The sequence below is a fragment of the Halomonas sp. TH-94 genome (assembly GCF_057473365.1).
The window spans coordinates 1-20,917 of the sequence record NZ_JBYCKL010000110.1 but is presented as its reverse complement, the minus strand read 5'-3'; the positions used below and the strand labels follow the sequence as shown (position 1 = coordinate 20,917).

The window sequence follows — 20,917 nt, the reverse complement described above, 5'->3', positions numbered from 1 at the left end:
GACTCAGTGATGCCGCCGGTTGACCACCTTCTCGATCAATTCCTCGGCTTCGTCACCGGAGCCTTTCTCGAGCATGTCGACAGCTTCATGGTAGTCGCAAAGATAGTGCTTGCAGGAAGCGCAGTGCACCTCATCGGTGGGATTGCGCACCTGATTGACGCGGTAGAGGTGGCTGCCACAAGACGGGCAAGCCTTCGGGAGGCGAATCTCCTCGGACGTATCGGGCATCATCACATTCTCCTTGTGTTGAGTATCCGGTGGTTTGACAACATTCAGCCGCAGGCATTCATTTCAATACCTTGGGACTCATCCTGCCTGACTTCAACCCCTGAAGGACAAATCCAGGCAGGTGGCCACATAGCGGTGGCCACTTCCCCTAAGCCTGTCAGAGTCCGAGCTTGTCTGCCACGTAGTCGGCATCCTTGTCGCCGCGGCCCGAAAGGTTGATCAGGATGTGCTGATCCTTGGGTAGCGTAGCAGCGATGCGTATTGCCCAGGCGACGGCATGGGCGCTCTCCAGTGCCGGTATGATCCCCTCGACGCGCGATAGCGTGAGGAAGGCATCGAGGCATTCGGCATCCGTGGCCGTCTCGTAGTCGACCCGGCCCTGCTCCTTGAGATAGCTGTGCTGCGGCCCGACCCCAGGATAGTCGAGCCCCGAGGCGATGGAGTGCACCGGCATGGGGTTACCCTGTTCGTCTTCCAGCACGTAGCAGGCCATGCCGTGAATCTCGCCGGGCTTGCCGAGAGTCAGGGTGGCGGAATGGCGCTGGGTATCGAGGCCCTCGCCGGCGGGCTCCACGCCCACCAGATGCACCGAGTCGTCATCGAGGAAGGCGGTGAACATGCCGATGGCGTTGGAGCCACCGCCGACACAGGCGGTGACATGATCGGGCAGGCGGCCGTGACGCTCGAGGAATTGCTGGCGCGCCTCGCGACCGATGATCGACTGGAAGTCCCGCACCATCTTCGGGAAGGGGTGTGGCCCCACCACCGAGCCGATGGCGTACAGGAAATTCTGCGGGTCCTTGAGGTACTCTTCGAAGGCGCTGTCGACGGCATCCTTGAGCGTCGCCGTGCCACGGGTGACGGCCACCAGCTTGCAGCCCAGGATCTTCATCTTGGTGACGTTGGGATGCTCTTTCTCGATGTCCACCTGGCCCATGTGGATCTCGCAGGGAATCCCCACCAGGGCACAGGCAGTCGCCAGCGCCACGCCGTGCTGACCGGCGCCGGTCTCGGCGATGACCTTGGTCTTGCCCATGAACTTGGCCAGCAGGGCCTCGCCCAGGCAGTGGTTGATCTTGTGCGCGCCGGTGTGGTTCAAGTCCTCGCGCTTGAGATGGATCTGCGCCCCGCCAAGCTTCTCGGAGAGTCGCCGGGCATGGAATATCGGGCTGGGGCGGCCGACATAGTCGGTAAAAAGCTCGGCCAGCTCCTGCTGGAAGTCATCGCGCAGGCGAATCTCTTCATAGGCGGCATCGATCTCGTCCATCACCTGCTTGAGTTCCGGCGGTATGAACTGGCCACCGAACTGACCGAAGAAGCCCTGGGCGTCGGGCAGATTGGCAAAGCGGGATGTGCTCATGGGCGATCCTGAAAGGGTTAAGCGAGTAGCGAACAAGGTATTGGATCATCTTGCCCAGCCGCCCGCGCCCTGTCGAGACAGACCTTGGCCGAGAGAGGGTTTCAGGCGGCCACAACGAGCCCAATGTTGAGCAGGGTCAAGCTTCCCAGGAGAAGTGCCACATTGAGCCCCATGAGCGGCAGCAGCGGTGCCATCTCGCCCTGCTCCACCTCGGGTGGCAGCTGCCACAGGCCGCGAATCAGCCACACCAGGGCCGGAAGCGCCAGCCACATCAGCCAGGCCGAGGCAGGCAGCGCGCCCCCCAGCCACGCCAGCGGCACCACGGCAAAAGCAGCCGCCAGCATGACGGCCACCAGCCGGGCGGCCCGACGCGGCCCCAGGCGAATCGCCAGGTGATCGCGCCCTACCCGTCGGTCGGCCTCGATATCGGGCAGCTGATTGATCAACAGCAGTGCGCTGACCGTCAGGGTGGGTATCAGCGCCACGGCGACGACCGTGGCGGAAAGCGTGCCGGTCAGCGCCTGATAGGCGCCCAGCACCATCAGCAGGCCGAAGCCCACGCCTGGCGCCAGCAGGCAAAGCCAGGGGCGTCGGGTCAGCCATCCGGTATAGGCCACTACCAGAACGATCCCCACCAGACCATAGAGGAGCATCACGGGCCCCGCCCGCCACAAAAACCAGAGGCCTATCGCCACCACGCCGGCCAGGCACCCGAATGCTGCCTTGCGTACCGCACCGGCGGCTTCGGGACTGTCGGGCAAGGCCCCGCTGCCGCCGGAGAACGGTGTGCGCTCGGTAAGCTCATCCAGCCCGGAGTGGAAATCGTGGTGTTCATTGAACAGGTTGACCGCGGCATGAGCCAGCAGAGCACCGAGCAGCACCAACAGGGCATCGAGCGTAGCGAATGCGTGGCCGTCGGCCCAGGCGGCGGTTATCGCCAGGCCAGCGCACAGGGGGGCCAGTACCAGGAAATTCGGCCGACTGCTGCGCAGGCAGGTACGCGCCTGCGCGCTCGGCGTAACCATGCCGTTCATCGATCGATCAGCCTAGGCGAGCATTGAGCCAGGTGGCGATGTCACCGACCTGCTGGGGGCATACCGCATGTGCCATGGGATAGCTTTGATAGTGCACCGGGTAGCCCAGGCTTTGCAGACGCTGCTGAGCGGCCTTGCCCAGCGCTTCCGGCACCACCGGATCGAAGGTGCCGTGGTGAATTTCGACGGGCAACTCGCGATTGGCCTCGCTCAGTTCGATGGTCTCGGCAGTGGCGAAATAGGTCGACATGGCCAGCAGCCCGCCCAGCGGAGCGGCAAAGGAGAGTGCCGCCTGGTAGGCGACGGCGCCGCCCTGGGAGAAACCGGCCAGAATGATGCGGCGACTGTCGATGCCATGATCGATCTGCTCCTGAACGAGCTCCTGGATGCGCTCCGCCGAGGCGACCAGCTGGCGGGTATCGACGCGGCGATCGAGGCTCATCTCGTAGATGTCGTACCACGCCGGCATCACCATGCCACCGTTGATGGTCACCGGCAGCCGCGGCGCGTTAGGCAGAATGAAGCGTACGTCGAGCCCGGACGTCAGCGGCAGTGCCGGCACCAGGGGTTCGAAATCTCGACCGTCGGCGCCCAGGCCATGAAGTATGAAGACGCAAGCATCGGCCGGACGGCCGCTCTTGGGCTCGATGATCAGTTCGCCGGGGTGGCTCATGGCTGGCTTCCTTCGTCGCAGTCTGTACCAAGCCGACACCCTACCGTAATCGCATGATCACGGCGAGAGTCTGACGCATCAGAATGCCCAGACCAGCGGAATCAGCACCAGAGCGACGACAGCGGTCAACAGGTTGAGCATGCCGCCCACCCGAAGGAAATCACCGAACCGGTAACCACCGGGGCCGTGCACCATGAGATTGGTCTGATAACCGATGGGCGTGAGGAAACTGGCCGAGGCGGCGAACATCACCGCCACCACGAAGGGCATGGGATTGACGCCAAGACTCTCGGCGCTGGCCATGACTACGGGAAAGGTAATCACCGCAGCGGCGTTATTGGTGACCAGCTCGGTCAGCAGTGCCACCAGCAGGTAGCTGCCTATCAGCAGCAGCCAGGGGTTGCCGTCGGCCAGGCCCAGCGCCAACCCCGCCAGGGTGGCTGCCGCGCCCGAACTCTCCAGCGCCGCACCCAACCCGAAAGAGGCGGCAATGGTGAGCAGTACCTGGGTATCCAGGCCGCGCTTGGCCGCCCCTACCGAGCAGCAGCCAGTGACGAGCACCAGCACCGCTCCCAGCATGGCGGCATTCATCATGCTCATCACGCCGAAGGTGGCAAGCGCCACCACCCCCGCCAGGATGCTCCAGGCCAGCCAGGCTTTCTCATGCTTGGGCCGAGCCGCGCCGTTGAGCTGACTGATCAGCAGGAAGTCGCGCGACTGGCGGTGACGCTCGATGAAAGGCGGGCGCGCCTCGAGGAGCAGCACATCGGCCGGTTGCAGGCGTACCTGGCCGAGATTGCCTGCCACCCGCTCACCGCCTCGACACACCGCCAGCACGGCGGCGCCATACAGGGTGCGGAAATGGCCGTCGCGAATGCGTTTGCCGACGAACTGGCACTGGTCGGACACCACCGCTTCAACCAGGCGGCGTTCCTTGAAATCCTTCTCCAGGCTGGATTCGCCATGTCGCGACGGTACCAGGCCGCGAATCTGTTGCAGCTCCACGGCGCCGTCGGAGGTGCCGGCAAAGACCAACCTGTCGCCCGCCTTGAGGCGCTCGCCCGGCCCCACTACGCTGACCACGTTGCCGCCACGCTCGATCTCCACCAGAAACAGCTCGCGCAGGTGGCGCAGCCCCGCCTCCTCCACGCTGCGGTCGACCAGCGGCCCTTCCGGGTCGACTTCCATCTCGATGGTGAACTCACGGGGATTCTCGAACGCCGAGGCCGTACCACGACGAGCCGGCAGCAGACGCGGAGCGATGAATATCAGGTAGAGCGCACCGATCACGGCCACCGGCAGCCCCACCCAGGCAAGATCGAACAGCCCCATCGCCAGCCCCGGGTGGCGCTCCACCAGCAGGCCGTGCACCACAAGATTGGTGCTGGTGCCGATCAGCGTGACGGTACCGCCTAGAATCGAGGCAAAGCTCAGCGGCATCAGCAGACGGTGCGCCGGTAGCTTCAGGCGCCGGCTCCAGCTGAGTACCGCCGGAATGTAGGTGGCAACGACCGGGGTGTTGTTGAGAAAGCCGCTGAGCGATGCCACCGGGATGACCAGACGAGCCAGAGCGGCGCGTTCGCTGCCAGGCCTGCCGAGCACATGGCGAATGATCAGATCGATACCGCCGGTTTCGCGAATGCTTGCCACCAGCACGTACATGAAGGCCACGGTAAACAGACCGGTGCTCGAGAAGCCGCCCAGCGCCTGGGCCGGGTCGATGACACCGAGGGTAAGCAGCAGAATCACCGCGCCCAGCAAGACGATGTCGGGGCCGAGACGGGAAAAGGCCATCAGAGGAAAGACGGCGAGGACGACGGCGAGGGATATCCAAGCATCCAGCGACATTAGGTGATTCCGTACACAGGGCGTAGGAAGCCATTGTGAACGCACCGACATATTCTAAAAAGTTCTTTTTAGAAATTCTCTAATGCCAAAAAGCTATTATATGAGGAGCCGTACATACCAAACGGACAAACCAAAAAGGCCCGCTTTCGCGGGCCTTCTCTGCCACCGAAGTGGCACATCAGTTCATGGTAAGCCGAAGCTTAGCCGATGACCTTGATGTTGGAAGCCTGGAGGCCTTTCTTGCCCTGAGTGACGTCGAAGGAAACCTTCTGGCCGTCCTGCAGAGTCTTGAAGCCGTCAGCTTGGATCTCGGAGAAGTGAGCGAACAGGTCGTCACCGTTGTCGTCCGGAGAAATGAAGCCGAAGCCCTTGGTGTCGTTGAACCACTTGACAGTACCGGTAGCCATTATCGTAATTCCTCTAATAGCATTGATTTGCCGGGAAATACCCGAGTAGCAGTGGGTAAAACAAGAAACTTTTCACCGGGAAATCGACGCCATGAGCGTTACGATGACCACTTGCGATGTTCGACTTGCTAACCAACTGCACGCAGTTTGCGCTCTTCACGCATCCACGTCAAATACTATTTTGCGTGGATGACAGTAATCCTACCGCGACTCGAGAATCCAAGCAGCAGCTTTTTCCGCGATCATCAGAGTCGGCGAATTGGTGTTGCCGCTGGTGATGGTCGGCATGATGCTGGCGTCGACTACACGCAGTCCTGCTACGCCGCGCACGCGTAAGCGAGCGTCTACCACTGCCAGGGGGTCGTCATCGCGTCCCATCTTGGCGGTGCCCACCGGGTGGAAGATAGTGGTGCCGATGTCGCCGGCCAGCCGCGCCAGATCTTCGTCGCTCTGGTACTCCAGGCCCGGCTTGACCTCTTCGGGCCGATACTTGGCAAAGGCAGGCTGCTCGGCGATGCGTCGCGTGACCCGCAGCGAATCCGCCGCCACCTTGCGATCCTCCGCGGTACTCAGGTAGTTGGGCGCAATCGCCGGGGCCTGGCGCGGGTCGCGGCTCTTGATGCGCACGCTGCCGCGACTGGTTGGGTTGAGGTTGCACACGCTGGCGGTGATCGCCGGGAAGTCGTGCAGCGGCTGGCCGAAGGCCTCGAGGCTCAGCGGCTGAACGTGATATTCGATGTTGGGGTGCTCATACTCGTCGCTGCTGCGGGTGAAGGCGCAGAGCTGCGAAGGCGCCATGCTCATGGGCCCGGTACGGCGCAGCAGGTATTCCATGCCGATCTTTGCCTTGCCCAGCCAGGAGCCGGCCAGGGTATTGAGAGTCTTGGCGCCGGAGACCTTGTACACGGAACGGATCTGCAGGTGGTCCTGCAGGTTCTCCCCTACCCCGGGCAGCTCATGAACGAGCGGAATGCCGTGCTCGGCCAGCAGCCCGGCCGGCCCGATACCGGAGAGCTGCAGCAGCTGCGGCGAGCCGATGGCGCCGGCGGCCAGGATCACCTCCCGTTTCGCCTTTACCCGACTGACCGTGCCGCTGCGCTCGAGCTCGACGCCGCATGCACGAGGCCGGCCACCACCCTCTTCATCGAACAACAGGCGATGCACCTGGGTGGAGTGCCACAGGGTAAAGTTGCTGCGCTTGGCGCATGCCGGGCGCAGGAAGGCCTTGGCTGCGTTCCAGCGCCAGCCGTCGCGCTGATTGACTTCGAAATAGTCGACGCCTTCGTTGTCGCCCCGGTTGAAGTCACTGGTACGCGGTATGCCTGCCTGCACCGCCGCTTCGGCGAAGTCGTCGAGTATCTCCCACTTGAGCCGCTGCTTCTCGACCCGCCATTCGCCGCCGTGGCCGTGGTAGTCGCGGTGAGCAGCGTCAGCGTTACCGCCTTCGTCCAGCCGATGGTGATCTTCGTGTTTCATGAAGTCCGGCAGGCAGTTCTCCCAGCGCCAGGCATCGTCGTTCACCATTTCGGCCCAGCCGTCGTAGTCACGGGCCTGGCCACGCAGGTATAGCATCCCGTTGATGCTGGAACAGCCCCCCAGGGTCTTGCCGCGGGGGTAAATCAGCGCACGCCCGTTGAGGCCCGGATCGGGCTCGGTCTTGAAACACCAGTCGGTGCGCGGGTTGTTGATGCAGTAGAGATAGCCCACCGGAATGTGCACCCAGTGGTAGTTGTCACGGCCGCCCGCCTCGATCAGCAGCACCCGGTTGGCCGGGTCGGCGCTCAGGCGGTTGGCCAGCAGGCAGCCGGCCGTACCGGCGCCCACCACGATGTAGTCGAATTCCTGCTCTGCCATGGGGCTCTCTCCCGTCCCACTCATTTATGGGTTGGCATGGCGAACTCGGCACCCGCATTGATGGAGTCCGACCAGCGCTGCATGATCGACTTCTGCTTGGTATAGAAGCGTACGCCCTCTTCGCCGTAAGCGTGGGTGTCACCGAACAGCGAACGCTTCCAGCCGCCGAAGCCGTGCCAGGCCATGGGCACCGGGATCGGCACGTTGATGCCGACCATGCCGACCTGAATACGACGACCGAACTCGCGGGCCACGCTGCCGCTTTCGGTGAAGCAGCTCACCCCGTTGCCGAACTCGTGGTCGTTGATCAGCTGGATGGCGGTGGCGATATCGGGCACCCGCACGCAGGCCAGCACCGGGCCGAAGATCTCTTCCTTATAGATGGTCATCTCAGGCGTGACGTTGTCGAACAGCGACCCGCCCATCCAGAAGCCCTCGCTGCAGCCGTCACCGGTGCCGCCGGCATCGAACTCACGGCCGTCGACGACCAGCTCGGCCCCTTCGGCCACGCCCTTGTCGATATAGCCGGTAATACGCTGGTGCGCCTGGGCGGTGACGATGGGGCCCATCTCGGCGTCGAGCTCGAGGCCGTTCTTGACCTTAAGCGCCCGGGCGCGCTCGGCCAGGCGCGGCACGATCTTGTCGCCCACGTCGCCCACCAGCACCGCCACGCTGATCGCCATGCAGCGCTCGCCGGCGGAGCCGTAGGCGGCACCGATCAGAGCATCGACGGTCTTGTCCAGATCGGCGTCGGGCATCACCACCATATGGTTCTTGGCCCCGCCCAGGGCCTGCACGCGCTTGCCGTGGTGCGCGCCGTTCTCGTAGATGAGGTTGGCGATGGGGGTGGAGCCGACGAAAGAGAGCGCCTGCACGTCGGTGTGCTCGATCAGCGCTTCGACGGACTCCTTGTCACCCTGCACCACGTTGAATACGCCATCGGGCAGCCCGGCCTGCTTGAGCAGATCGGCGATCAGCAGCGAAGCGCTGGGATCGGTGGGGCTCGGCTTCAGGATGAAGGTGTTGCCGGCGGCGATGGCCACGGGGAACATCCACATCGGCACCATGACCGGGAAGTTGAACGGCGTGATACCGGCTACGACCCCCAGCGGCTGACGCACGGTCCAGTTGTCGATACCGTTGCTCACCTGTTCGGTGAAGTCGCCCTTGAGCAGCTGCGGAATGCCGCAGGCGAACTCGACGATGTCGATGCCGCGAGCCACTTCACCCTGAGCGTCGGTGAAGACCTTGCCGTGCTCCAGAGTGATGGCGCGAGCCAGCTCGTCCCTGTGCGCATTGAGCAGCTCGAGGAACTTGAACAGCACCCGCGCGCGACGAATGGGCGGCGTATCGGCCCAGGCCGGGAAGGCGGCCTTGGCGGCGGCAACGGCGGTATCGACGTCGGCGCGAGAGGCCAGCGCCACCTTGCCCGAGACCTGCCCCGTCGCCGGATTGAAGACGTCCTGTGAGCGGCCCGAATCGCCGGCCGTCATTTGCCCACCGATATAATGTGCGATCGTTTGCTGAGTCATGGGGTCTCCGTCTTGTGGTTGGCTGACATCTGTTGAGTGCTGCGTCATTCGTCGCTTTCAGCGAGCAGGCACAAAGCTGTGACTGACTAGCCTACCTTGTCGCCGACAAGGATCAATTGAGTAATTCAAAAGCCAGATATAAGCTGTCCTTATATCCTTGACGGCTCGTTACCATGCATGATCTAGCCACCCTGCGCGCCTTCGTTACCGTAGCCCGCGAAGGTAGCGTCTCACGCGCCGCCGAACGCCTGCATCTGACCCAGCCCGCCGTGAGCCTCAAGCTGAAGCATCTGCAGGAAGGGCTGGGGCTGACGCTGTTTCGCCGCCGCCCTCAGGGCCTTGCCCTGACTGCCGATGGCCACGCCCTGGTGCCGGCCGCCGAGCGGGCGCTGGCCGCCATGGCAGCCTTCGAGCAGAACGCCAGAGCCCTGCACAGCACGCTGCATGGCCGGCTGCGCATCGGTACCATCGTCGATCCCGAGTTCATCCGCCTGGGTGCCTTCCTGCACCGCCTGGTGGAGCGCGCGCCACAGCTCGAAACCGAGTTGCAGCACGGCATGAGCGGCAGCGTGCTGGAGTGGATTCGCCGCGAGGAACTCGATGTGGGCTTCTTCCTCGCGCCACCGGGAGAAGGCCCCGGGCCGGATGTAGCGGAGATTGCCCACCGCGAGCTGACCCACTTTCATTACCATGTCGTGGCTCCGCCCGGCTGGGGCAACCGTGTTGCCGGGTCCGATTGGAAAAGCCTGGCCGCCCTGCCCTGGATCGTCACCCCTGCGCTGTCGGCCCACTACCGCCTGCTGCATGGCGCCCTCGACCCGTTAGGCGTAACGCCCCACGCTGTGGCTCAGGTGGACCAGGAAGCCTGCATGCTGGACCTGGTACGCGCCGGCGTCGGCCTGAGCCTCGCCCGCGACGCCCTGGCCATGGCTGAGCGTCAGGAGCGCGGCCTGGTGGTGGTCGAAGGCGTGCGACTGCCCTGTGCGTTGTGCTTCGTGTGGCGGAGAGAGCGCAGCGAGGAACCCGCCATTGCCGCGGCGCTGGAGGTACTAAGCAGCGTGTGGGGTGTCGGTTAGCCAGCACCTGCCATCGGCAAATCAGTGTGAGTCGCTGATTCTTTACCGCCTCATGCCGGGATATAATGCGCGTCCCCAGCGCTACGCTCACACATCAGGTCATCATGTCCCGCGATGCTCTCTATACCGACTTGTCGGGTTACTACGATCTCATGTGTGCCGATATCGACTACCGGGCGCAAAGCCACTGCGTGCATCGGTTGCAGCAGCTGTTCGGCAACGGTGCTGCCCGGCACCTCGATCTCGCCTGCGGCACTGGCCCGCACGTCCGCCATTTTATCGATGCCGGCTATCAAAGCAGTGGGCTCGACATCAACCAGCCGATGCTGGACAGAGCGGCGGTGCGCTGCCCGGAAGCCCAGTTTTCCCTGCAGGACATGTGTGGCTTTGTGGTCGAGCAGCCGGCCGATCTGATCACCTGCTTCCTTTACTCCATCCATTACAGCGGCGGGCTGGCAAGGCTGAAGGCATGCATCGCCAGCGTGCATGAGGCGCTGGCTACTGGCGGAGTGCTCTGCTTCAACGCCGTGGACAAGCGCCGGATCGACAATAGGTCATTCGTCTCGCACACCGCCGAGCATGCGGGCGCCCTGTTCACCTTCAGCTCCGGTTGGCACTACCCGGGTGAAGGAGAGCAGCAGTGGTTGAAGCTGCGAATCGAGAAAACCGCCGCTGATCAAAGCCAGGTCTGGCACGACGAACATTCGATGGTGGCGGTGAGCTTTTCCGAGCTGAGCGAGCTGCTGGCGCCGTACTTCGAGGTGCATGTATTTGAGCATGACTACGACAAGCTCATCCCCTGGGACCAGGCTTCTGGGAATGCGATATTCGCCTGCGTGAAGATCTAACGGACGATTACGTCGCGCGGGCGCTCGCCAATATCGTTCCCCGTATGTATTGGCGATTAGCGCTCGCGCTGGCCTGACCAATCGGCCGCTACGGCTGCGTTACGCGCCCGCATTGTTGTCGAAGTGATGTTAGCGGCTTATCATGGGAACGTTCCCATTTCAGAGAAGCGCCATGCCCCGCCGCCCCACCATCATCGAGGTCGCCCTTGAAGCCGGCGCTTCCAAGACCAGTGTGTCGCGCTATTTCAGCGGCGAGCGCGAGAAGCTCTCACCGGCTCTGTGCGCGCGTATCGCCACGGCTGCCCTACGACTCGATTATCGCCCCAACCAGATGGCCCGGGGCCTAAAGGGCGGGCGCTCCCGCTTGGTCGGTATGCTGGTGGCGGACATCCGCAATCCCTTTTCTGTGGCCGTGATGCACGGCGTGGAGCGCGCCTGCCGTGAGCAGGGTCTTGCGCTGCTCGTGTGCAACACCGACAACGACCCTGAGCTCGAGCGCACGCATCTGGCTTTGATGACCTCCTACCAGGTGGAAGGGCTGATCATCAACGCTGCCGGCAGCCCCGACGCAGAGCTACAGGCGTTGACCGATCAGGGCATGCCGCTGGTGCTGCTCGACCGCGATCTGGGCAGCGTCCAAGCCGACCTGGTAGGGCTCGACAACGCACGGGCCATCGATCTGGCCCTCGACCACCTCGCCGAGCAGGGTTACGGCGAACTGCTCTACCTCAGCGAACCGACCGAGCTGGCCAGCCCGCGCCGAGAGCGCCTGGCGCGCTTTCACGATGGCCTGGCGGCTCGCCGCCTGACGGGCGAGGCTTACACGATGGGCGGCAACGACCAGGAGCTGCAGCGTGCCGTCGGCGACTTTCTCCGCCGACCGGCGAGAGTGCCGCGTGCCTTGCTGTGCGCCAACGGCGCCGTCACCCTGGCGGCCACCCGAGCGTTGCGGGCACTGGACGCGCGGCTCGGCGAAACGGGCCTGCTGGGAATCGATGAGCTCGACTGGTGCGAGCTGGTCGGCCCCGGGATCACCACCCTGGCGCAGCCCACCGAAGCGATCGGCCGGCAGGCCGTCACTTGCCTGCTGGCCAGGTTACCCAACCCAGCCGAAGCAAGGCCCCGGCAGCACCGGCTCGAACCCAGGCTGATGGCACGTGGCTCTACACGTCCCACAGGCTGAACTGCCGCACACCGTGTTCCAGGCTGACAAACCTTTCCCACTCCAATGGTAACGTTGCCAATAACAAGCGAGATCGCCATGAGTCACACCGCCACAAACCCAAGCCCCGAGATTCTCACCTACGGCGAGGCGATGGCCCTGTTCATCGCCGACGTTCCCGGCAACCTGGCGGAAGTGGAGCACTTCCAGCGGCGCATTGCCGGCGCCGATACCAACGTGGCGATCGGCCTGGCCCGCCTGGAGTTCCGAGTGGGCTGGCTGAGCCGCGTGGGCGCCGACAGTTTCGGCAGCTTCATTCGCCGGACCCTGGAAGCCGAAGGGCTGGACTGCCGCCACCTCGGCGTGGACGCCGCCCATGCCACCGGGATGATGTTCAAGGAGCGCGCCCTGGATGGCGCCGACCCGCGTACCGAATACTTTCGCCGCGGCAGTGCAGCCAGCCACCTCTCGCCAAAGGATGCCGCCGAGGTGGACTTCTCCGCACTGCGTCACCTGCATGCCACCGGCATCCCCCCGGCGCTGTCGACAAGTGCCCGCGAGCTTTCGCGGCACATGCTCGAGCAGGCCCGCAGCAACGGCGCCACCGTCTCGTTCGACCCCAACCTGCGCCCCAGCCTGTGGAACAGCGAGGCCGAAATGCGCGACACCCTCAACGCCCTCGCCGCCCTCTCCGACTGGGTGCTGCCGGGTCTCGCCGAGGGGCGTCTGCTGACCGGTCAGAGCACGCCCGAGGCGATCGCCGACTTCTACCTCGAACGGGGCGCTTCGGCGGTATTCGTCAAGCTGGGCGCCGAGGGTGGCTACTACCGAGGAAAGCTGAACGGACGGCTGGAATCGCTCAGCGTGCCCGGCATCGCGGTAGCCGAGGTGGTGGACACCGTGGGTGCCGGAGATGGATTCGCGGTGGGGGTGGTCAGCGCCCTACTCGACGGCCGCTCGCCGCAGGAAGCGGTACGCCGCGGCAACCTGATCGGCTCGCTGGCCGTTCAGGTGGTGGGCGACATGGAGGGGCTGCCGAGTCGCGAACAGCTGACCGAACACGAGGCCAGGCTGGACCAGGGCGCCTGATGGCGCCCTGAGAGGCAGGCAGCCCGGCTACGCTCAGCTCAGCAGGCGGCGTACCGCCAGCTCTACGCCGCGCAGCTCGGCGAGCCCCTTCATACGGCCGTAGAGCGGATAGCCGGGGCGCGTGTCGCGGCGCTGATCGTCGAGAATGTGGTGGCCGTGGTCGGGCCGCAGCGGCAGGCGCGGACCGCCCTCGCGCTCACGGCGCCGCTCCTCCGACACCAGCGCGGCGATCACGCCGACCATGTCGACATCGCCGTCCAGGTGGTGAGCCTCATGGAAGGTGCGCGGGTCGGATGCCTCGCGCCTCGTCGAGCGTAGGTGGGCAAAGTAGATACGCGGACCGAAGCGCTGCGCCATGGCGGCCAGATCGATGTCGTCGCGAACGCCGTAGGAGCCGGTGCACAGGGTCAGGCCATTGGCCTCGCTGGGGGCCGCATCGAGCAGCCACTGGGCGTCCTCGGGGGTGGACACTACCCGCGGCAGCCCGAACAGCGGCCGCGGCGGGTCGTCCGGGTGCATGGCCAGCCGTACGCCGGCTTCCTCGGCCACCGGCACGATGGCACGCAGGAAATACCCCAAGTTCTCGCGCAGGCGCTCGGCGCCGATATCGGCATAGGCGTCCAGCGCCAGCTGAAAACGTGTCAGCGTATAGTGCTCCTCGGCACCCGGCAGCCCGGCGATGATCGTCTCGACCAGCGCCTCGCGTCCGGCCGCATCGAGGTTATCCAGGTAGTGCCTGGCCTCGGCCTGTTCGCCATCGCTGTACTCGGCCTCGGCGCCGGGACGCTTGAGCAGGTAGAGGTCGAAAGCGGCGTAGGCCGTCTGATCGAAGCGCAGCGCCAGCCCGCCGTCCGGCAAACGCCAGGCGAGGTCGGTACGGGTCCAGTCGAGCACCGGCATGAAGTTGTAGCAGACGATGTCGATGCCGCATGCCGCCAGGTTGCGCAGAGTCTCCTGATAGGCCGCAATGCAGCGTTCGCGCTCGGGCGTGCCCTGCTTGATCGCCTCGTGCACCGGCACGCTCTCCACCACCGACCAGGAGAGCCCCGCGGCTTCGATCGTCGCCTTGCGCTCGGCAATGGCATCCACCGGCCAGGCCGTGCCGTTGGGTATCTCGTGCAGGGCCGTGACGATGCCGGTGGCCCCGGTCTGGCGAATTTCGCCGAGGCTGATCGGATCATTCGGGCCGAACCAGCGCCAGGTATGTTCCATGACGGGCCTCGCGTTATCAGGTGGGTGCGTCGAGCTGCGCCAGCGCAGCGTCGAGGCCAAGGGTCGTCAGGCAACGGTAGGCCGACACCACCGCCGCCGCAAAGCCGGCGTGCTCGGCCAGCGCCGGGGGAACCACGGCGTCGAGTTCGAGAAAGGCCGGCACCAGAGCCTCCATATCCTCGCCGTGGGCTTCGTGCAGCAGGGCGAACGTACTCGCCATGGGGTCATCGACGACATGGGCATTGCCGTGCAGATCGACTCCCAAGGTATAGCGGATCCATGCCGCCACGCCGAGCGCCGTGCAAGGCACTCCGGCACCGGCTTCGAGCCGTGCCAGGGCGCCATGCAACCAGCGCTGGGGCAGCTTCTGCGAACCGTCCATGGCGATCTGCTGCAGGCGATGACGCAGGCTGTCGTTGGCAAAACGGTAGAGCAGCTGTTCGGCGTAACCTTCGAGATCGGTACCGGCTGGCATCGCCAGTGTCGGCGCCGCCTCCTGCAGCATGTAACGGCGCAGCAGTGCTTTCAGATCGTCACGGTTCACCGCGTCGAATACCGTCTCGATGTCGTCCAGCGCGCCCAGATAGGCGAGCAGCGAGTGGCTGCCGTTGAGCATGCGCAGCTTCATGGTCTCGAACGGCGCTACGTCGGCAACCATCTCCACGCCCTCGGCCTCCCAGGCGGGCCGACCGAGAGGAAAGTCGTCCTCCACCACCCATTGAGTGAACGCCTCGCCCACCACCGCATTGGGGTCGTCGGCGCCCAGCTCGGCCAGGCGCTCGAAGTCGGCCTCGGTCATGGCCGGCACGATACGGTCGACCATGCTGCAGGGAAAGGCCACCTCGCGTTCGATCCACTCGGCCAGTTCGCCGTCGCCACAGGCGGCGAGCTGCACTACGGCCGCCCGCGTGCGCTGGCCGTTGTCGGGCATGTTGTCGCAGCACAATACCGTGAACGGCGGAACTCCCGCCCGGCGCCGCCGGGCCAGGGCCTCGACCAGAATGCCCGGTGCCGTGCGCGGTACCTGCCGATGGGCAATGTCGTGGGCGATCAGCGGATCGTCGCACAGCAGGCTGCCCTCGGCGGGATTGAGAAAGTAGCCCTTCTCGGTCACCGTCAGGGTGACGAGACGCGTCTCGGGCGAGACCATGCGCGCCAGCAGCGACGCGAGATCGCGCCCCCACTCCCCCGCGGCGTCCCGGCCTGTGAACAGGGCTTCCTCGATTACGCCGATCCCACGCAGCGTGACGGTATCGCGGTCGGCATATTCGGCGACATGGTAGTGATAGCCGGCATCGCGCAGCGCATCCACCAGCGCCACGCCGCCGCGCAGGTTGGCGCTACTCACTCCCCAGGCGTCGTCGCCACTGCGCTGGCGATAGCGCTCCAGGTAGACCGCCTGGTGGGCACGATGGAAGGCGCCGAGCCCCAAGTGGACGATGCCGATGCGCCCGGTCGGCGCGGCGGCGGGTATGCGTGTCACGTCCTTCATCTTGCCCCCATCAACAGGTCGGGAAGCCACAGCGAAACGGCCGGTACATAGGCCACCAGCAGCAGTACCGCGATATTGCACGCCAGAAACGGCAGGATGGCGCGAGCCACGGTGAGCATCTGCAGCTTGCCGATGCCCGCGACCACGAACAGGCACACTCCCACCGGCGGCGTGGTCAGGCCGATCATCAGGTTGAGTACCGCCATCACCGCGAAGTGCACCGGGTCCATGCCGACCCCGGTGGCCACCCCCAGCAGCGCCGGGAACAGGATGATCAGCGCGGCGATGGTCTCCATGAAGGCGCCGACGAAGAGCAGGATCAGGTTGAGGATCAGGATCACCACGATGGGGTTGTCGCTGATCGTCATGATCAGTGCGGCGATCGTTTGCGGGATCTGCTGGCTGGTGAGGATCCAGCCGAACAGGTTGGCCAGGCCCACCAGCAGCAGCAGTGCCGAAGAGGTCAGCACGGTGTCGGTGAGAATCGCCGGCAGCTTGCGCCAGGTCAGCCCCTTGTAGACGTACATGCCCACCACCAGCGCATAGAGACTGGCAACGATGGAAGCCTCGGTGGGCGTGAAGAAGCCGCCGATGATGCCGTAGAGAATGATCACGGTCATCATGAGTGCCCAGAAGGCGGTGCGTCCCTCGCGCAGCAGCTCGCGCAGGGTGGCGCGACGCCCTTTGGGATAGCCGCGCTTCACCGCCAGCAGGTAGACGGTGATCATCATCGCCACGCCCAGGAGCAGGCCGGGCACGGCTCCGGCGAGGAACATGCGCCCCACCGAGACGCCGGCCAGCGAGCCGACGATGATCATCGGTACGCTGGGCGGAATGATCGGGCCGATGGTCGACGAGGCCGCGGTAACGGCAGCGGCGAACGGTTTGTCGTAGCCGGAGCGCGCCATGCCGGGGATCATCACCGAGCCGATGCTGGCGGCGTCGGCCACAGCGGTACCCGAAATGCCGCCGAAGATCATCGAACCGCCCACGTTGGCCAGGCCCAGTCCGCCACGGATATGGCCGACCAAGGCATTCGAGAAGCGCACGATGTGCTCGGTGATGTTGCCCACGTTCATCAGGTTGCCGGCCAGCACGAAGCCGGGAATGCACAGCAGCACGAAGGTATCGATGCCCGAGTACATGCGCTGCGGCACGATGGTCAGCGAGATGCCTTCCAGCAGCAGGTAGGCTAGCGACGAGATGCCCAGCGCAAAGGCGATGGGCAGGCCCAGCACCAGCAGCAGCAGGAACACGCCGAACAGCACCATCACTTCCATGAGGCCTCCTTTCGCACGCCGTCAACGGGTGGATGCCATGCCGCCAACACGCCTTCGACGAAGCCGATGACGCTGTAGAGCAGCACCAGGGCGAACAGCAGCACGGTGGAGAAGAAGATGTAGAGCATGGGCACCCTCAGGGTGGGCGAGGTCTGCCAGGCGCCGTTCTGGGCGAACTGCCAGGCGGCGGGCAGCGCCATCAGGGCGAAGCCGCCGATCAGCAGGCAAATCAGCGCCTGATAGATGGCGCGTGCGCGCAGCCCCAGCAGATGATGGTAGAGCTCGACGTTGACGTGCTGGTGGCGACGTATCGCCACGCCGGCCGCCAGCGCCACCATGTAGATGAAGAGATAGCGCGACAGCTCCTCGGTCCAGGAGAGGGTGAACGGCAGGAACAGCCGCCCCGAGATCTGCAGCAGCACGGTCGCGGCGATCCCGATGAGCGCCAGATTGGCGAGCAGCATGAACAGCCGGTCCATCCAGCCGATCACGCGGCCCAGCGGCCCACGAAGGCCAGGTACCGCAGACAGGGCTTCGAGGCTGGCCACGACCTCCTGACCGTCACGCTCAGGCCCACCCTCGGCACGCGGTGGTGAAATATCCATAGGGTACTCGCTTCAGTCGACCGGCCCTGGGGAAAGCGGGCGGGCGATGCCCGCCCCGGTGGATCACAGGTTCTGGATGGCGTCGAACAGCTCACGCTGTTCGTCATCGAGGGCCGCTTCCACCGCCGGGCGCGCCTTCTCGGCGAAAGCCTCGGTGTCGACCTCGACGAACTCCATGCCGCGCTCCTGCAGGGCCTGCTCCAGGCGCTGCTGATCCTCCTCGAACAGCTCGGCCTGATAGGTCTGCATCTCCTGGGCCGCATCGCGCACGATCTGCTGCAGATCCTCGGGCATGCTCTCGAACCGGTTGCGGCCGATCACCACGTAGATCCAGCTACGCACGTGGCCGGTCAGGTTCACGTAGTCCTGCACCTCGTTGAAGCTGGCACTCTCGATCAGGCTGAGCGGGTTCTCCTGAGCCTGGATGGTATTCTGCTGCAGGGCGGTGAATACCTCGCTGAAGGCCATCGGCGTGGGTCGTGCGCCCAGCGCTTGCCAGGTGTCGACGAACAGCGGCACGTTGGGCACGCGCAGGCGAAGGCCGTCGAGATCGTCGGGGTGACGAATAGGCCGGTTGGTGGTCAGCTCCCGCGGGCCGCGCTCGAACCAGGCCAGCGGCACCAGGTTGGCGCGCTCGGTGATCTGCGCTTCGATCTGCTCGCCGATCTCGCTCTCCACCGCCTGACGCAGGTGCTCGGCATCGCGGAACGCGTAGGGCACCGCCATCATCGCCGCCTTGGGCGCCCAGTTCTGCAGGCTCTCCCCAGTGATGGTCATGTCGGCGGTGCCGAGCTGAATGCTGTTGATCACGTCCATCTCGTTGCCGAGCTGCTCGTTGGGATAGAGTTGCACCTCGATGCGGCCGTCGGAATTCTCCTCGACCAGCTCCTTGAAGCGCTCGGCGGCCTGGTGCCAGATGTTCTGCTCATTGGCCAGGTGGCCGAAGCGCAGCGTGACGTCGGCGGCCAGAACGGCCTGACTGCCGATGAGTGCCGCCCCGAGGACGGCGCCGGTGACGAGTCGTTTGATCATGGCGTAGCTCCTTGTTTTGCTGTTCAAGCGATTATTGCTGTTATATGCATCGCTGAAGCGATGCCGCTGTCGCGTCGAGCTGGCTCAGGCACCCCTATCGGCACCAATGTCGATGAGTACCTTGCGAGCCTTTTCAGGATGATGATCGAGCATGTCGATGGCCCCGGGCATGTCGTCGAAGGGCAGGCGGTGGCTTACCAGCGCCAGCGGATCGAGACGCCCCGAGGCCATGCGCTCGAGCACATCCGGAAACTTGCGGTTGTTGAGCCGCGAGCCGACCAGGGTCAGCTCCTTCTTGATCACCTCCAGTTGCACCAGGTCGCTGGGCGTGGGGTTGAAGCCGAGCAGGCCGATACGCCCCGCCGGCGAGGCGATGCGCAGCATCTGCGGCAATAGCGCCGGTACGCACGCGGCATCGGCGATCAGCGGTATGCCCTCGCCGCCGGTCAGTTCTCTCACCGCAGCCTCGATGTCCTCCTTACCGTGCCAGGTGCGCGTGGCGCCGAGTTCACGGGCCGTGGCCAATCGCTCCTCGATCAGGTCGATGACGGTGATGTCCTCGATGCCCTGGGCGCGGGCCATCTGCAGGATGGTCAGGCCGATCACGCCGGCGCCATAGATCAGCAGCCGGTCCCTGCGCAGCGGCTGCATCCGCTCCAGTACGTTGGCGGCGATGGAATAGGGCTCCACCAGGGCACCGGCTTCCAGCCCCAGCCCCTCGGGCAGCAGGTGGACGTTAGCCGCCGGCACGTTGACCCACTCCTCGAAGCCGCCGTCGCGGTGCACGCCGATCACCTGTAGTGCGCTGCACACGTTGGGCCGACCGATGCGGCACGGATAGCACTCTCCGCAGCTGACCACCGGATCGATGCACACCCGGGCGCCGATCTCGATGCCCTCGACGCCCTCGCCGAGCGCCTCGACCGTACCGGCGAACTCGTGCCCGGTGATGCGCGGAAAGCGCACGAAGGCGTTGTCACCATGGATGATGTGCATGTCGGAACCGCAGATGCCGGCGAAGGCAACCTTCACCAGCACCTCGCCTGCCGCTGCACGCGGTGCTTCGGTCTCGACGACGGCATAGCTCAGCGGGGCTTTTACCTGAAAGGCTTTCATCGGTGCGCTCTCCTCACCAGTGCCACAGGGTGCCATCCTCCAGCCGGTTGACCGGCAGGCTGGCGCGCTTGTAGGGGTACTGCTTGGCCAAGGCTTCGTCGATATCGACACCGTGACCCGGCGCTTCGCCGACCAGAAAATGGCCGTCCTCGAAGCGGTAGTCGTGGGGGAAGACGGCGTCGGTCTCCGGCGTGTGGGGCATGTGTTCCTGAATGCCGAAGTTGGGCACCCAGGTATCGAAGTGCACTGCCGCCCCCAGGCACACCGGCGACAGGTCGGTGGGTCCGTGGAACCCGGTGCGCACATGGTAGAGCGCGGCCAGGTCGGCGATACGCCGCACGTGGGTGATGCCGCCTCCGTGGGAAAGCGGCGTGCGCACGTAGTCGATCCACTGGTTCTCGAGCAGCTCGCGGTAGTCGTGAATCGAGTTGAACACCTCGCCCACCGCCAGCGGGGTGGTGGTGTGCTGGCGGATCAGGCGAAAGCTCTCCTGATTCTCGGCCGGCACGCAGTCCTCTAGCCAGAACAGGTGGTAAGGCTCCACCGCCTTGCCCAGACGTGCCGCCTCGATGGGAGTCAGACGGTGGTGCACGTCATGTAGCACGTGCAGCTCGTCGCCGAAACGCTCGCGCACCGCGGCGAACAGCTTGGGCACGTGATTGAGGTACTTTTCGGTGCTCCACACGTGCTCGGCGGGCAGCTCGGAGTCCGCCGGCTCGTAGCGCTCGCCCTCGCGCTTGGCCACGCCATAGATGGTGGGAATGCCGGGCACGCCGGCCTGCACGCGCACCGCCCGGTAGCCGAGCTTGACGTGCTTCTCCACCTCGGCCAGACAGCCTTCGATGTCCTTGCCGGTGCAGTGGGCGTAGGTCATCACCCGCTCGCGGCTCTTGCCGCCGAGCAGCTGATAGAGCGGCATGCCGGCCGCCTTGGCCTTGATGTCCCACAGCGCCAGGTCCACCGCCGACACCGCTGCCATGGTCACCGGCCCCCGGCGCCCCGGGGGGCCGCGCAAGAGGTTGTGGCCGAAAAACACGATACAGCTGGGGTCGCGCCCGCGCACGGCCGG

General features: G+C 65.1%; 19 protein-coding genes. 4 read left to right on the top strand and 15 right to left on the bottom strand.

The window, feature by feature from the left end:
• Positions 1-3 precede the first annotated feature (3 nt).
• The 8 genes from AC2VNO_RS18705 to AC2VNO_RS18670 all read right to left on the bottom strand — a co-directional run bounded on the left by AC2VNO_RS18705 (position 4) and on the right by AC2VNO_RS18670 (position 8,936).
• Positions 4-228 (bottom strand): hypothetical protein, encoded by a 225-nt coding sequence (locus AC2VNO_RS18705; RefSeq protein ID WP_228574737.1) that lies wholly within the window; start codon positions 226-228, stop codon positions 4-6.
• A gap of 157 nt (positions 229-385) precedes the next feature.
• Complete coding sequence (gene trpB, locus AC2VNO_RS18700) at positions 386-1,588, bottom strand: tryptophan synthase subunit beta (RefSeq protein ID WP_486935544.1); 1,203 nt, start codon at positions 1,586-1,588, stop codon at positions 386-388.
• A 101-nt stretch (positions 1,589-1,689) separates the two neighbouring features.
• On the bottom strand, positions 1,690-2,622 hold the full coding sequence (locus AC2VNO_RS18695) for a prenyltransferase (RefSeq protein ID WP_486935543.1): 933 nt from the start codon (positions 2,620-2,622) through the stop codon (positions 1,690-1,692).
• A gap of 7 nt (positions 2,623-2,629) precedes the next feature.
• Positions 2,630-3,295 carry an alpha/beta hydrolase gene (locus tag AC2VNO_RS18690; protein ID WP_486935542.1) on the bottom strand — a complete coding sequence of 222 codons (666 nt, stop codon included), beginning with the start codon at positions 3,293-3,295 and terminating at the stop codon, positions 2,630-2,632.
• Between the two features lie 78 nt (positions 3,296-3,373).
• Complete coding sequence (locus AC2VNO_RS18685; RefSeq protein ID WP_486935541.1) at positions 3,374-5,143, bottom strand: SLC13 family permease; 1,770 nt, start codon at positions 5,141-5,143, stop codon at positions 3,374-3,376.
• A 200-nt stretch (positions 5,144-5,343) separates the two neighbouring features.
• Positions 5,344-5,550: a cold-shock protein gene (locus AC2VNO_RS18680; RefSeq protein WP_010629501.1), complete on the bottom strand. Its 207-nt coding sequence runs from the start codon at positions 5,548-5,550 to the stop codon at positions 5,344-5,346.
• A gap of 201 nt (positions 5,551-5,751) precedes the next feature.
• Positions 5,752-7,404: a GMC family oxidoreductase gene (locus AC2VNO_RS18675; protein WP_486935540.1), complete on the bottom strand. Its 1,653-nt coding sequence runs from the start codon at positions 7,402-7,404 to the stop codon at positions 5,752-5,754.
• 20 nt (positions 7,405-7,424) lie between these two features.
• Positions 7,425-8,936 carry a CoA-acylating methylmalonate-semialdehyde dehydrogenase gene (locus tag AC2VNO_RS18670; RefSeq protein WP_486935539.1) on the bottom strand — a complete coding sequence of 504 codons (1,512 nt, stop codon included), beginning with the start codon at positions 8,934-8,936 and terminating at the stop codon, positions 7,425-7,427.
• Between the two features lie 173 nt (positions 8,937-9,109).
• On the opposite strand from AC2VNO_RS18670, the gene AC2VNO_RS18665 reads away from it, so the two are divergent.
• The 4 genes from AC2VNO_RS18665 (at position 9,110) to AC2VNO_RS18650 (ending at position 13,111) form a co-directional block, all read left to right on the top strand.
• Complete coding sequence (locus AC2VNO_RS18665; RefSeq protein ID WP_486935538.1) at positions 9,110-10,012, top strand: LysR family transcriptional regulator; 903 nt, start codon at positions 9,110-9,112, stop codon at positions 10,010-10,012.
• A 104-nt stretch (positions 10,013-10,116) separates the two neighbouring features.
• Entirely contained in the window at positions 10,117-10,860 is a 744-nt protein-coding gene (locus AC2VNO_RS18660; RefSeq protein WP_486935537.1) for a class I SAM-dependent DNA methyltransferase, read from the top strand.
• A gap of 172 nt (positions 10,861-11,032) precedes the next feature.
• Positions 11,033-12,043, top strand: a complete 1,011-nt coding sequence (locus AC2VNO_RS18655) for a LacI family DNA-binding transcriptional regulator (RefSeq protein ID WP_486935536.1) — start codon at positions 11,033-11,035, stop codon at positions 12,041-12,043.
• Positions 12,044-12,121: 78 nt separating this feature from the next.
• Entirely contained in the window at positions 12,122-13,111 is a 990-nt protein-coding gene (locus AC2VNO_RS18650; protein WP_486935535.1) for a sugar kinase, read from the top strand.
• Between the two features lie 33 nt (positions 13,112-13,144).
• Here the strand turns inward: AC2VNO_RS18650 and uxuA are convergent, their stop codons facing one another.
• The 7 genes from uxuA to manD form a co-directional block, all read right to left on the bottom strand.
• Positions 13,145-14,323 (bottom strand): mannonate dehydratase, encoded by a 1,179-nt coding sequence (uxuA, locus tag AC2VNO_RS18645; RefSeq protein ID WP_486935534.1) that lies wholly within the window; start codon positions 14,321-14,323, stop codon positions 13,145-13,147.
• Positions 14,324-14,339: 16 nt separating this feature from the next.
• On the bottom strand, positions 14,340-15,815 hold the full coding sequence (locus AC2VNO_RS18640) for a mannitol dehydrogenase family protein (RefSeq protein ID WP_486935533.1): 1,476 nt from the start codon (positions 15,813-15,815) through the stop codon (positions 14,340-14,342).
• Entirely contained in the window at positions 15,812-17,095 is a 1,284-nt protein-coding gene (locus tag AC2VNO_RS18635) for a TRAP transporter large permease (RefSeq protein ID WP_486935532.1), read from the bottom strand. Before AC2VNO_RS18635 ends, AC2VNO_RS18640 begins: the two co-directional genes overlap by 4 nt.
• Positions 17,086-17,700, bottom strand: coding sequence for a TRAP transporter small permease (locus AC2VNO_RS18630; protein WP_486935531.1), 615 nt, complete (start codon positions 17,698-17,700; stop codon positions 17,086-17,088). Before AC2VNO_RS18630 ends, AC2VNO_RS18635 begins: the two co-directional genes overlap by 10 nt.
• A gap of 63 nt (positions 17,701-17,763) precedes the next feature.
• Complete coding sequence (locus AC2VNO_RS18625; RefSeq protein ID WP_486935530.1) at positions 17,764-18,732, bottom strand: TRAP transporter substrate-binding protein; 969 nt, start codon at positions 18,730-18,732, stop codon at positions 17,764-17,766.
• Positions 18,733-18,816: 84 nt separating this feature from the next.
• On the bottom strand, positions 18,817-19,848 hold the full coding sequence (locus AC2VNO_RS18620) for a Zn-dependent oxidoreductase (RefSeq protein WP_486935529.1): 1,032 nt from the start codon (positions 19,846-19,848) through the stop codon (positions 18,817-18,819).
• Between the two features lie 13 nt (positions 19,849-19,861).
• Positions 19,862-20,917: D-mannonate dehydratase ManD (manD, locus tag AC2VNO_RS18615; protein WP_486935528.1), on the bottom strand; the 1,056-nt coding region annotated here is incomplete at its 5' end.

Excerpts from the sequence above, each read along its gene's own strand:
- AC2VNO_RS18705 (WP_228574737.1), bottom strand. The coding sequence starts at position 228 with ATGCCCGATACGTCCGAGGAGATTCGCCTCCCGAAGGCTTGCCCGTCT.
- trpB (WP_486935544.1), bottom strand. The coding sequence starts at position 1,588 with ATGAGCACATCCCGCTTTGCCAATCTGCCCGACGCCCAGGGCTTCTTC.
- AC2VNO_RS18695 (WP_486935543.1), bottom strand. The coding sequence starts at position 2,622 with ATGAACGGCATGGTTACGCCGAGCGCGCAGGCGCGTACCTGCCTGCGC.
- AC2VNO_RS18690 (WP_486935542.1), bottom strand. The coding sequence starts at position 3,295 with ATGAGCCACCCCGGCGAACTGATCATCGAGCCCAAGAGCGGCCGTCCG.
- AC2VNO_RS18685 (WP_486935541.1), bottom strand. The coding sequence starts at position 5,143 with ATGTCGCTGGATGCTTGGATATCCCTCGCCGTCGTCCTCGCCGTCTTT.
- AC2VNO_RS18680 (WP_010629501.1), bottom strand. The coding sequence starts at position 5,550 with ATGGCTACCGGTACTGTCAAGTGGTTCAACGACACCAAGGGCTTCGGC.
- AC2VNO_RS18675 (WP_486935540.1), bottom strand. The coding sequence starts at position 7,404 with ATGGCAGAGCAGGAATTCGACTACATCGTGGTGGGCGCCGGTACGGCC.
- AC2VNO_RS18670 (WP_486935539.1), bottom strand. The coding sequence starts at position 8,936 with ATGACTCAGCAAACGATCGCACATTATATCGGTGGGCAAATGACGGCC.
- AC2VNO_RS18665 (WP_486935538.1), top strand. The coding sequence starts at position 9,110 with ATGCATGATCTAGCCACCCTGCGCGCCTTCGTTACCGTAGCCCGCGAA.
- AC2VNO_RS18660 (WP_486935537.1), top strand. The coding sequence starts at position 10,117 with ATGTCCCGCGATGCTCTCTATACCGACTTGTCGGGTTACTACGATCTC.
- AC2VNO_RS18655 (WP_486935536.1), top strand. The coding sequence starts at position 11,033 with ATGCCCCGCCGCCCCACCATCATCGAGGTCGCCCTTGAAGCCGGCGCT.
- AC2VNO_RS18650 (WP_486935535.1), top strand. The coding sequence starts at position 12,122 with ATGAGTCACACCGCCACAAACCCAAGCCCCGAGATTCTCACCTACGGC.
- uxuA (WP_486935534.1), bottom strand. The coding sequence starts at position 14,323 with ATGGAACATACCTGGCGCTGGTTCGGCCCGAATGATCCGATCAGCCTC.
- AC2VNO_RS18640 (WP_486935533.1), bottom strand. The coding sequence starts at position 15,815 with ATGAAGGACGTGACACGCATACCCGCCGCCGCGCCGACCGGGCGCATC.
- AC2VNO_RS18635 (WP_486935532.1), bottom strand. The coding sequence starts at position 17,095 with ATGGAAGTGATGGTGCTGTTCGGCGTGTTCCTGCTGCTGCTGGTGCTG.
- AC2VNO_RS18630 (WP_486935531.1), bottom strand. The coding sequence starts at position 17,700 with ATGGATATTTCACCACCGCGTGCCGAGGGTGGGCCTGAGCGTGACGGT.
- AC2VNO_RS18625 (WP_486935530.1), bottom strand. The coding sequence starts at position 18,732 with ATGATCAAACGACTCGTCACCGGCGCCGTCCTCGGGGCGGCACTCATC.
- AC2VNO_RS18620 (WP_486935529.1), bottom strand. The coding sequence starts at position 19,848 with ATGAAAGCCTTTCAGGTAAAAGCCCCGCTGAGCTATGCCGTCGTCGAG.